General features: G+C 59.4%; 7 protein-coding genes. All 7 read left to right on the top strand.

Features of this window, described 5'->3' with window-relative positions; genetic code table 11:
- Positions 1–365 precede the first annotated feature (365 nt).
- Entirely contained in the window at positions 366–4,052 is a 3,687-nt protein-coding gene (locus tag C4334_RS13480) for an outer membrane beta-barrel protein (protein ID WP_352432612.1), read from the top strand.
- A gap of 388 nt (positions 4,053–4,440) precedes the next feature.
- Positions 4,441–5,547: a tetratricopeptide repeat protein gene (locus tag C4334_RS13485; RefSeq protein WP_352432613.1), complete on the top strand. Its 1,107-nt coding sequence runs from the start codon at positions 4,441–4,443 to the stop codon at positions 5,545–5,547.
- Between the two features lie 171 nt (positions 5,548–5,718).
- Complete coding sequence (gene lhgD, locus C4334_RS13490) at positions 5,719–6,915, top strand: L-2-hydroxyglutarate dehydrogenase (RefSeq protein WP_352432614.1); 1,197 nt, start codon at positions 5,719–5,721, stop codon at positions 6,913–6,915.
- Positions 6,916–7,430: 515 nt separating this feature from the next.
- Positions 7,431–8,402 (top strand): exosortase, encoded by a 972-nt coding sequence (xrt, locus tag C4334_RS13495; protein ID WP_352432615.1) that lies wholly within the window; start codon positions 7,431–7,433, stop codon positions 8,400–8,402.
- 4 nt (positions 8,403–8,406) lie between these two features.
- Positions 8,407–9,057, top strand: coding sequence for an exosortase C-terminal domain/associated protein EpsI (locus C4334_RS13500; protein WP_352432616.1), 651 nt, complete (start codon positions 8,407–8,409; stop codon positions 9,055–9,057).
- A 491-nt stretch (positions 9,058–9,548) separates the two neighbouring features.
- Positions 9,549–11,882 carry a tetratricopeptide repeat protein gene (locus C4334_RS13505; RefSeq protein ID WP_352432617.1) on the top strand — a complete coding sequence of 778 codons (2,334 nt, stop codon included), beginning with the start codon at positions 9,549–9,551 and terminating at the stop codon, positions 11,880–11,882.
- A gap of 293 nt (positions 11,883–12,175) precedes the next feature.
- Positions 12,176–12,734: PEP-CTERM sorting domain-containing protein (locus tag C4334_RS13510; protein ID WP_352432618.1), on the top strand; the 559-nt coding region annotated here is incomplete at its 3' end.

The raw sequence follows: 12,734 nt of genomic DNA on the forward strand, positions 1-12,734 counted from the left end.
ATTGCCTCGTGTGCGCGTCAAGCATACAACCGAATTGGCATGAAATCAAGACCTTTTTATAACCTTCGGCATAGCAGAAAATGTGCTGCGACCTAGTCTTTCTCTGGACCCAGACTCCAGTTGGATCCGAAGCCCTCTCCTCGATTGTTTATCTAAGACACTATTGCTTTCGAGGGCAGTTTGTTCTATATTGCGACAAATTCATTTCTTTGATTCTTTAGCTCTGACGGGGATTGATCGTAGAGCTGCGGCGGCATTGACAGCGAGACTGGAGCGACTTCAGTTTAGCTGGCGACTTTGTTGGTTCATTGAATGAATGGTTTCGTCTTTACCTTAGGACTTCGTCTCGAAAGGAGGGAGACCAAATGCAGTGGCAGCTAGCTTGTTTCTTGATGCTGTTCATCGCGCTTACGGGCGCGAAAGCGCAGACCAACACCGGCTCGATCTCCGGCACGGTCAGGGATGCGAGCGGCGCAGCCGTTGTCGGAGCGACCGTGACGGCGACCAACCCAGCGACGAGTTTTTCACAAAAAGCGACGACCAACGAGGACGGCATCTTCGTCTTCGCGCAACTTCCGCCGGGAAGGTACGTCATCGGGGTAGAAAAACAAGGGTTCAAAAAGACCGAGAAGACCGATATCGTCTTGAGTCCGGCGGATCGCTTGAACGTCGGTGAGTTCATCCTTGAGGTTGGCGCGATCACCGAAACGGTGACGGTGACGGCCGATACAGGGCAGTTGCAGATTAAATCGGAATCGGGCGAGCGGTCCGATATCATCACCTCGCGTCAGATCAAAGACCTTGCGCTCAACGGGCGCAACATGCTCGACCTGTTGAAGGTCATCCCCGGCGTGGTCAGTTTCGTCAATCCGCAGGTTTCCGGTCCAGGCGGTCTCGGTTCGTTTCACATCAACGGGACGCGCGGCAATCAGCACGAGTTGACCATTGACGGTTCATCCAACGTCGATACGGGAAGCAATGGGACGTTGCACGTGACGATCAATCCGGATGCCGTCGCCGAAGTGAAGATTCTGACGTCGAACTATCAGGCCGAATACGGCAAAGCGGCGGGCGGGTACATTCAATTCGTTACCAAGTCCGGCACCAACGATTTTCACGGGACGCTTCGCTACTTCCGCCGCCACGACAGTTTGAACGCCAATAACTTCTTCAACAACGCGCGCGGTTTGCCGCGGCAGCTCTACCGCTACAACTACTACGGGTACGATGTCAGCGGGCCCGTTTATCTGCCGCGCTTTGGCGAAGGAGGTCCAGCGCTTTGGAGCGGCAAGAACAAACTCTTCTTCTTCTGGAACCAAGAGTTCTATCGGCAGCTTGTGCCCAACTCGGCGCGCTTGATCCGCGTGCCCACGCAAGCGGAGCGAAACGGGGACTTTTCGCAAACCACAGATGGCAATGGGCGGCCCATCGTCGTGCGCGATTCGCTCAACTGTTTGGGGTTGGGCGTGGGGACGCCCTTCCCAGGCAACATCATCCCGCGTCGGTGTTGGTTCTACAACGGGCAGGAGATTTTGAACCTTTACCCGTTGCCGAACATTGCGGGCAATCCGCAATACAATTTCGCGTCGCAGGAGTCGCACCAGTATCCGCGCCGCGAAGACATCCTGCGCATCGATTGGAACGTGACCGACCGGACGCGCCTCAGCGGGCGATTCATCAACAACGAGGATAAGCAGCTATTGCCCTACGGCACGTTTGCCAGCGGGCTGAACTTCCCGCTGACGCGCATCGTCTTTCCGCAGCCCGGCATCAACGGCGTGTTGAGCGTCTCGCACACTTTCGATTCGACGCTCACCAACGAGTTCATCTTCGGACCGAGTCGCAACCGCTTGACGCTCGCTGCCGAGGACGATCGTGCGACACGAGCGCGCAACGGTTTGCGCTTCCCGTTGCTCTTTCCGAACGTCAACGCCGACGACTACATCCCGAACTTCATCTACGGCGGCATCGCGAATCAATCTTTCCCGAGCACGAGCTTCAACGGCTTGCCGTTTCGCAACGTCAACAACACGTTCAACTTCATCGACAACCTGACCAAGATCGTCGGCGAGCACACGATCAAGGCCGGGTTCTTCATTCAGCGAAGCCAAAAGAACCAAACGTCTTTTGGCCCGATCAATGCCAACATCAACTTCAGCAGCGATGCGAACAATCCGCTCGACACCGGTCACCCGTTCGCCAACGCGCTGCTCGGCATCTACACGACCTATCAACAGGCCAACAACTTCTTGACCGGCTTTTACCGTTACACCAACGCCGAATTCTACGTCCAAGACACCTGGCGCATTCGGCCGCGTTTGACGCTCGATTACGGCCTGCGCGTCGCTTGGTATCAACCACAGTATGACGAAAGACGGCAGACGGGCGTCTTCAACCCGTTTCTCTTCGATCGCGCCAAGGCCGTTCGCCTCTACGTGCCGGTATGCTTGAACAACGCGGCGCCGTGTTCTTCTGGGGCGAACCGACGCGCGGTCGATCCGAAGTTGCTCGCGCCGGGCTTCGTCCCAACGTTGCAGAACACGCTTCCGGCGAGCTTCATCGGATTGATCGTGCCCGGCTCAGGCGACATCGCCAACGGCATCGGACGGACCAATCAAGGGTATCCGAAAGGCGGTTACGACAGTCGCGGACCGCAGTGGGGGCCGCGCTTTGGGTTCGCTTACGATCTGTTCGGCGATCGCAAGACCGTGTTGCGCGGTGGGTTCGGCATCTTCTACGACCGTCTGCAAGGCAACCTCGCGTTTGACATGATCACATCGCCGCCCGCCATCCTCACGCCGCAACTCTTCTACGGGCTGCTGACCGATCTGCCCAATCTGGCGACCGGAGGGGCGCTGGCGCCGCCTGGCGTCGTTGGTTACGCTAAAGAGGGATTCATCCCCACCGTCTATAGCTACAGCTTGAGCGTTCAACGCGAGATCGGTTTCAATACGGTGCTCGACGTGGCTTATGTCGGGACGCTTTCGCGCCATTTGTCGCAGCAACGCAACTTGAACGCCATCCCTTATCTCGCCCTCTTCCAGCGCGCCACGCAAGATCCGACGCGCTTTTCGGGCGGCGTCGTGCCCGAAGAGGAACCCAACCTGCCAGATGTCTATCGTCGCGCTGGTTTCCGCTTCAGCGGAGCGAACGCTTTGCCGATCAACTTGCTGCGTCAGTATCCAGGATATGGCGACATCGCTTACCGCGAATTCGTCGGTTCGTCCAACTACCATTCGTTGCAGGTGTCGGTCAACCGGCGGTTCGCCAACCGCTTCACTTTCGGTCTCGCCTACACGTGGTCCAAGGCGATGGATACGGCTAACGGCGATGGCGAGTACACCAACCCGTTCAACACGCGGAGGTACGACTACCGGCTCGCTTCTTTCGACCGAACGCACGTCTTCGTCGCCAACTACGTCGTCGACTTGCCGAAGTTCAGCCGGTATCTGGGCGACAATCCGCTCGCCCGCTTTCTGTTGGATAATTGGCAGGTCTCCGGCATCTCGCAGCTAGCGACGGGAACGCCGTTCGAACTCGGCGTCGGCATCGCGGGCATCAACGCCAATCAACGCATCATCGGATCTTACACCGAACCGGTTCGGTTCAATCTGCGCAGCCGACCGCAACCCGGTCCGAACGGTCTGCAGATCGATCCGAATGCGTTCATCATCCCGCCCATCGGCTATCTCGGTCCGTGGTCGCGCAATTACATGCGCAACCCGGGAATCAACAACCACGACATCTCGGTCTTCAAGAACTTCCCCTTTGGTCAAGAAGGGACGCGCTACTTACAACTGCGCTTTGAGATGTTCAATGCCTTCAACCACACGCAGTTTGCCAGCATAAATGCGGGGACCAGCCTCGCCGTTCCGAATCCGAGCGGAGGGTTCATCACCGGAGGGGCGATCTTCAACAGCTACGATCAGGTGGTGATCACGAACAACCTGCGTCCGACGGGATCAACGGCGCCGCTCGGTCAGTTCTTCGGCGAGTACAACAGCGCACGCGACCCGCGCATCATTCAACTCGGGTTGAAGGTCTACTTCTGACTTCTTTTCTGCCAGCGCGCGCGGTTTTCAGTCGCGCGCGCTGGCATGTATCATTCTGCGAAAGCTGAATCGCCGCGCGCGACTTTTGAAGTTTTCGAAGCCGTCCGATTCGACGTTCGAAGACGATCGGCCGCGCCGTTTTTCAGCTACACGAACGCGCGCGCGCAAAGCGCGGCTGATTCCACCTCGCTGGACCAGCAAGGCGTTGGGCTGCCGTTCGCGGCGTCTGGCGCGGACGCGCTGCGCAGAGCCATTTATGCGCGGTTGACGCGTTGGTCATCTGCGAGTTTTCATCCGCGGCGACCATCTTTGAAGTTGGCCGAAGCGGTTCGGCCGTGCCGTCACGATGTTCCGCTCGTCATCGCGCGAAGACTCATCGGGTGTCGAAATGCATGCGTTGTTGCTTGGTCTCTTGCTCTTTGCGCAATCGTCTGAAGCGGCGAAGCATTTCGCGCAGGCCGTAGAATGGCAGCGGCGAGGCGACTTCGAGCGCGCCGTGGCCGAATACCGCACGCTGCTTCGATTGGCGCCCGATTACGCCGAGGCGCACGCCAACCTCGGAGCGGCGCTCGCCCGCTTGGGGCGCTACGATGAAGCCATCGCCAGCTACCAACGCGCGCTCGAACTCGCGCCGGAGCTGACGCCCGTCTGGTTGAACATGGGGATCGCCTTCTACCGCATGGGGCAACCGGAACGCGCCGCGCAAGCTCTGCGCGCATACCTTGCTGCCTTTCCGGAGTCGAAACAAGCCAAGCGTCTATTGGGCGCAGCGTTGGTCGAACTCGGGCGCGATGCGGAAGCCATCGCGCTTTTGCGCGACGCGCTCGACGATGCAGATCAAGACGTCGTGGCTTTGTATAGCTTAGGGCTGGCGTTGTTGCGGAGCGAACGGGCCGAGTACGAGACCGTCGTTCAAAGCTTGGAGCAAAGCGCGCAAGGAAGACCGGCGGCGCTTCTGCTACGCGGGCAGGCGGCGCTGGCGGCAGGTGACTACAGAAGTGCGGTGGAAAGGTTGCGCGCCGCTGCCGCGTTGGATCCTGCGCTGCCGCGCCTCAACTACTCTCTGGGCCTCGCTTTGCTGATGCTCGGGCAACACGAAGAAGCGATCGCTTGTTTCGAGCGCGAGCGAAGCCGTCTGCCGCAAGATTTCTGGACGCACTACTACCTCGCCGTCCTCTACGACGCGACGGGGCGCAAAAGCGCTGCCCGGTCGAACGTCGAGGCGGCTTTGAAGATCGACCCTGCTTCGACGGAAGCCAATGCGCTCTTCGGCAAGTTGCTCTTCAAGGAAGGCGACGCGCGTGCCGCATTGGCCCCGCTGGAGAGAGCCGTTGCTGGCGCTCCGCGTGATGCGGAGACGCGCTACATACTCGCGCGCGTCTACAAGAGACTCGGGCGCGAACGCGACGCGGCGCGCGAATTTGCCGAAGCGCAACGATTGAAGGCGCAACAGGTCGAACGGGAGAGAACGCGCCCTGTCGTTTTCCCGCGTTGATATCAAGCCGACGCGCCCCAAAGGTCAAAAAACATCTTCACCAGATAACCGAAGGGGCCGGACACATTCGAAAGCGGTTGACGCGCTTCGACCATCCGCGTCGTCCGCGTTCGATGCGCGACGCGGCGAGACGAACTTCAAACGCTGCGGCGGGTGTGCTAGCTTGCGGGCATGTACGATTTCGCGCTCATCGGCGGTGGCATCGTTGGGATGGCGACCGCTTGGCGTCTAATCGAGCGCTTGCCGCAAGCGCGGCTCATCGTACTGGAAAAAGAGGGGGCGCTTGCGCTCCACCAATCGGGGCGCAACAGCGGCGTCATTCACTCCGGCATATATTACCGTCCAGGCAGTCTCAAGGCTCGGCTGGCGCGTGAGGGAAACAGGGAGTTGGTCCGGTTCTGTCGCGAGCGTTCCATCCCGCACGAAATCTGCGGCAAGATCATCGTCGCAACGCGCGCCGACGAACTCGCAAGGCTTGAAGAGCTGCGCCAGCGGGCTGCTGCCAACGGGATCGAGGTCGAGTGGCTTTGTCCGGCGCGCATGAAAGAGCGCGAGCCGCACGTTGCCGGACGCGCCGCGCTCCACGTGCCGAGCGCGGGCGTGGTCGATTACCGTCGGGTGGTCTATGAGCTTGCGCGCGAAATCCGCGAGCGCGGCGCCGAAGTGCGTGTGAACTCCGAAGTCCAAAGCTTATCGGAGCGCGCCGACGAAGTCGTCGTTGAAACACGGGGCGGTGAAGTGCGCGCGCGTTTTCTCATCAATTGCGCGGGGCTGCATGCCGACCGACTGGCGCGCCTATGCGGCGTTGACCCAGGCATCCGCCTCATCCCTTTCCGCGGCGAGTACTACGCACTCGCCCCGGAGCGTCGCTATCTGGTCCGGCATCTCATTTATCCTGTGCCTGACCCATCGCTCCCTTTTCTCGGCGTCCATTTCACGCGGGCCATAGATGGCCGCGTCCACGTCGGCCCCAACGCTGTGCTCGCCCTTGCGCGCGAGGGTTACGCGAAAGTCTCTTTCGTTTGGCGCGACGCGCTGGAGATGTTCGGCGACGGCGGATTTTGGCGCATGGCACGTCGTCACGTTCGCACGGCAGCGGAGGAGTGGTGGCGTTCGATGAGCAAGCGAGCCTTCGTGCGGGATGCGCAAAGGCTCGTGCCTGAACTTCGCGCGGAGGATCTCATGCCGGCTGAGAACGGCGTGCGCGCGCAGGCCGTCTCGGCGGATGGGCGCTTGGTGGACGATTTTCACATCGTCTGGGGCGCCCGCTCGGCGCACGTCTGCAATGCCCCATCGCCAGCAGCGACCGCCTCGCTTGCCATCGCGCGTCTTATCGTGGACCAATTGGAAGAACGGTTCAAGCGATGAGATTCAGAAGCGCCGGTTGCGGTCGGAGCAGCACCGCGACCCGTGTGCACAGCTCTCAAAGCGAACTGGACGCTCGTGGCGACGCGAGCGTGGCTTGTTCGACGGATCCGCGTGGGCTTTCAAATTCGCGCGCCATGCGCGCACATGATCGCTTGCGGCGAAAAGCTCCCGACCAAGGCGTGACCCAAGGCGAGGTGTGTGTTCTGTGACCATCGATCGGACCGCTCGATTCAATTCATCTTCGACTCCTTGAGTGGTGAGATGTTTTATTGCTCCCCCGCTGATCTCTGAAAACTCGCGCTCTTTGCGCATTTATACAGAAGATGTGAGCCGGAAAAGTCGGACCGGGCGAGGTTGCCGTCGGCTGGGAAATAGGCTAAGCTTGCAGCCTGATCGGGGAGCGAACTGCTGATAGACGACATCTCGAGCGAGAAAGGCCAGCCTCTCCCCAACAAGGCGTTTCCCGCACGGGTCTTTTGGAAAAGCATCGCCTAGCTCGGACATCGGAAGGGAAGATGCAAAGCGCTGAGAAGATTTGGAAGCCAGCGATTTTGGTCGCTTCGGTCGCGTTCGTTTATGCCGCCGTGCTGGCGAAACTGGCCAACGACTGGTGGACGGATGAGAACTACTCGCACGGCCTTTTGATGCCGTTCATCATCCTCTACATCCTCTGGCTGGAGCGCGAGCAGTTAGCGCGCGCCGTCGTCAAACCCGCGCCGCTTTGGGGCGGCCTTGGCATCGCCGCTGCCTTGTTGTGGTTGTGGGCCGGAGTGACCGGCGCGGAGCTTTTCGTTCAGAGGATGTCGCTCGTTCTGATGTTGGCGAGCATCGTCATCTACTTCTTTGGCTTTCAGTTCCTGCGCTTGCTCTTCGTCCCTTTCATCCTGTTGGTGCTGGCCATTCCGATTCCAGCCATCATCTTCAATAAGATCGCCTTCCCATTGCAGCTCTTCGCTTCGCATTGCGCCGTCTGGGCCATGCGATTGTTCGACATCCCAGTGCTGCGCGAGGGCAACGTGATCGAGTTGCTGCCGCGCGGCGCGACCACGACGCAAAAGCTCGAAGTAGTAGAAGCCTGTAGCGGCATACGCTCGCTCATGACGCTCATGACGTTGGCCGTCGTCTTCGCCTACTTCACCTATCCCAAAGAAACAGAGCCGCGTCGAGGATGGAGGCGGTTGCGCAGCTACGGTTTCTGGCGCTCGCTCGTGCTCGTCTTCTCGGCGGTTCCCATCGCTATCTTCACCAACGCCCTGCGCGTCAGCGGTACGGGCGTGCTCTCGTATCGCTATGGAACGGAAGTGGCCGAAGGCTTCTTCCACTCTTTCTCCGGTTGGGTGACTTATGTGGTGGCGATCGTGCTTCTGTTCGTCGTCGGTTGGGCGCTCGATGCCATAGTCACCATTGGAAAGAAGTCGCGTCAAGAAGAGAAGAAGACCGCTTCCGACGGAGTGGTTGCGACCACCGCGGCGCCCGAAAGCAAATGAGACGATGAGAAAAGATGCGAGGTTCTGGATTCTGGTGGTTGCGCTCGCTTTGAGCGGCGCAGCGATTCACCTTTGGGAGCGCGTAGGCGAAGCGCACGTTGAGCGAGCGCCGCTGGCGGAGTTCCCATCCGAGGTCGGCGACTGGCGACAGTATGGGCTTGACGAAAAGTTCGATGCAGAGACGGAACGTGTCCTTGGCGCAACCGACTACCTGTCGCGCCTCTACGTGTCGCGCGATGGGCAACTCGCTTCGTTCTACGTCGGCTACTACGCGACGCAGCGAACCGGCAAAACCTACCACAGCCCGCTCAACTGCCTGCCCGGATCCGGTTGGGCGATGACTGAACCGGCGCGCGTGCTCGTGCGCCCGCCCGATGCGCCGCCCTTTGAAGCCAATCGTTACATCATCCAGAAGGGAAGCGATCGCCAACTGCTCCTCTACTGGTACGAGGGGCGCGGTCGGTCAGTGGCGAGTGAGTACTGGGGCAAGATCTACACCGTGCTCGACAGCATGCGGCGCCGACGCAGCGATGGCGCAATGGTGCGCGTCATCGTGCCGCTCAGACCGGGGATATCCGAAGAAAGAGCGCTCGCCATCGCCACGGATTTGGCCGCCAAGGCGTATGCACATCTGCCCCGTTTCGTTCCGCGCTGATTGAGCGGTCGAAGCTTGTTGCAACGTGTATTCGAGTGAATACAGTTGTACACAGTCGGGTACGGGATGGCGACAGCAACGCTGCGGACTGGTCGGCGAAGATCGAGTTTTGAAGGATTTGAAGAAACGGGCAGGGGCGGCACGGCGATTGCTCTCGTCATATTGGCGTTGCAATCGTTTCAACAAAGGTGTGAGTTCAGTGAGAAAAATGGCACGTGAAAGCAAGCGGTTAAACGTTTTTGCCAAACTTTTCTGGAAGACACACCCGATTAGTTTTTTCCCCATTATGAAACTAGGGTCGGCTTCGAACCGAGGGAAGCGTCTTTAGAGAAAGGGCGAAGGGGCTAACCGACGTATCCTGCGGACGCGCGATCTCCTCTCCCCTTGCTGCCGTTGGAAAGTTTTTATGATCTTAGCGCCGTTCAGCGACCGATTGCCCCGGGCGCTGAAGCGGGGCAGAAAACCTAAGGAAAAGCACGGAAAACGGAAAGATGTCAACGAAACGTGAAAGAGTGCTGTCCCTTCTCGCCCTCGTGTTTGTCCTGGGCGCGCTCGTCGGTTGCACCGACAAGGAGCAAGCCAAGGCCGACCACGTCAGGCGCGGCGAAGCCCTTTTGAGGGAGAAAAAGTATCAGGAAGCGTCACTCGAATTCCGCAACGCCCTGCAGATAGACGACAACTTGGCCATCGCCCACTGGGGATTGGCGCAGGCTTACGAAGGGTTGGGGCGAATTCAGGAGGCTTTCGAGGAGCTGCGACGCACCATTCAGCTCGACCCGAACAATCTCGATGCCAAGGTCAAGATGGGCAACTACTTGCTCCTCGTGCGTCCGCCGCAGATCGACGAGGCCGAAAGATTGGCCCGCGAGGTGCTCGAACGCGACCAGAACCACATCGAGGGGCACATCCTTTTAGGGAGCGTCCTTTTTCAGAAAGGGGACCGCGATGGGGCGCTCGCCGAACTGAATCGCGCCGTTGAAATCGACCCGCAGCGGATCGAATCGCATCTGAGTCTGGCGCGTTTCTACGTTCAGACGGGCGATCGGGCCAAGGCCGAAGAGGTCTATAAACGCGCCATTTCGATCAACGAGCGCTCGGCTCTCGCGCACATGGAGTACGGGCGCTTTCTCATCGCGCAAAACCGTTTTAACGACGCCGAGACGCAATTCCGTTTGGCCGTGGAGGGCGAACCGCAGAACCGCGACGCGCGCTTGTTGCTTGCCAGCTTCTACTTGTCGCAGAAGAGGCTTGACAAGGCCGAAGAGCAGTACAAAGCGCTTGCCGAGATGGACGGCGACCGGCCCGACGGGCGCGCCGTGCTCGCCGATTTCTACGCGGCCACCGGACGTTCGGATGAAGCCGCGCGCATTTATCAAGAGATCGTCAACCGTTCGCCCGACTACGTGCGCGGGCGCTACCGTTTGAGCGAAATCCTGCTGCAACGCGGCGACATCGCCGGTGCGACGGCGCAGATCGACGAGATCCTGAAGAAGAACCCGCGCGACACGCAGGCGCTGCTCGTGCGCGCGCGTATCAAGTTGCAGGACGATCCGAAAAAGGCGATCGAGGATCTGAAGGAAGTGCTGCGCATTGAATCGAACAACCGCGCCGCCCTCTTCTTCATGGCCGAGGCCAACTTGCGCGCCGGACAGGTTGAACAAGCGCGCGCCTTTGCTGGCGACCTCGAACGCTTCTATCCGAACTACTTGCCTGTGAAGCTAATGCAAGCGCGCATCAACCTCGCAAGCGGCGACAGCGCGACGGCGCAGCGTCTGGCGAGCGAACTCCTTGAACAGATCGCCAAGACGACGCCCGACATCGAGAACACGCCGGAATTTTTGACCGACCTCAAGGTCAAGGCCTTGATCACGCGCGGCTCAGCGAAGCTCGCACAGAGAGATACGCGCGGCGCAAGGCAAGATATGCAAGCGGCGGTGGAGGCGGCACCAAACACGGTCGAGCCGTACTTCGGCTTGGCCAGCGTCGCCCAAGCCGAAAACAAGCTGGATGAAGCGGCCCGCATATACGAGCGCATACTCGGGATTAATCCGGCCAATTTCAATGCTTTGAGCGGATTGATTACAACCTATGCAAATTTGAACCGGTTGAATGACGCTCATGCGCGTGTGGATCAGGCGTTGCAGCAGCAGCCCAACAGCGCGCCGCTCCATTACCTGAAAGCGCAAGTTTACGGCTTTGAGCGGAACGCCCAGGCGGCGGAAGCTGAGCTGCGGCGCGCTCTGGAGTTGGACGCGAACTATCTGCCGGCCTACTTCTCGCTCGGCGCCTTGTACGTCAACATGAACCAGCAAGATCGCGCCATCGCTGAATTCCGCAAGGTCGCCGAGCGGCGGCCCGATAACGCCACGGCTTACGCGCTGATCGGGATGCTCGAAGATAGTCGTAAAAATTACGATGCGGCGACCGAAGCCTATCGCAAAGCGCTGCAGGCCGATCCGAACAACGTGATCGCCGCGAACAACCTAGCGTGGAACTACGCCGAGCACGGCAAAGGGAACTTGGACGAAGCCGTGCGATTGGCGCAGAGCGTGGTCCAGCGTTTCCCCGATGAAACGGGCTTCGTCGATACGCTCGGTTGGGTTTACTACAAAAAGGGTTTACATGCCGCCGCCGTCGAACAGCTCCGACGAGCGGTGGCCAAAGCGAGCGACAACCCCGTGTATCGCTACCATCTGGGCATGGCCCTGATCGGGTTGGGCGACAAGGAAGGGGCGCGTCGTGAGCTGCAAGAGGCTTTGCGCTTGGGTGAAGGTCGAAACTTCCCCGAAGCGGAAGCGATCCGTCAGGCGCTCGCTTCGCTTTGAAGCGGGCCTGCGGATGGCCGAGAAGGCTGGAGAGATCCGGTTTCGGGCGACGAGAGGGCAAGTGCGGGGCTCTCTTCTGTCGGGTCGAAGTCGAATCGGACGCAGCCGAAAGGCTTGAATTCGAGGCACCGGCCATCGGGATTCGAGCCAGAGGTGGCTTCATCGAACTTTCCTGTGCTCCGTCTCTCTCCCCGCACGGGAACCGAAGCCGAATCCTCGTTCATTCTCCTCGTGTGAGGAGACAACCACAACGCTCACAGATCTTTTGATCAAGGGTTGACGGAGGAAACAAAATGATGAAAGCGTTAAAAGCAGCCTTGGCAGCCGTTGCCGTAGCCTTTGTGTTCGGCTTCGCTTCGGTTCAATCGGCCAAAGCGATAAACGTAACCTACTCTACCACCGGTTCGCCTTCTACCTTCACTGCTGGTGGTGGTGGTAACACTGCGACGATTACCTTTACGGGGGTTTCGAACGTAACGGTAAGTGCTAACCCAACAACGTTCGGAAGCCTTGGAAACTTCCAAACCTCGGCAACTGAGAATTACGGTGCGACCTTCGATCCCACTCCTTTCACCTTGACAATTACGCAGTCGGTTCCCCCAGGAGGCAGCGGTAACTTTTCCGCGATTCTTGCTGGGACCCTCCAGTCGGATGGTAGCACGGTAACGGTCACTTTTTCGACCACCCAAATAGTTTTGGGTGACGTCATTTACCAGTTGACCAGTAATCCTCTGACGTTGGCGCCTCCGAGCACCAACAATGGGATAACGAGCGTTCAGGTTCAAATTACAGCCGTGCCCGAACCGGCGACCATGCTGTTGCTCGGAACGGGATTAGCCGGATTGGCTGGGG

The organism is Pyrinomonas sp. (genome assembly GCF_040289685.1).
GTDB lineage: Bacteria > Acidobacteriota > Blastocatellia > Pyrinomonadales > Pyrinomonadaceae > Pyrinomonas.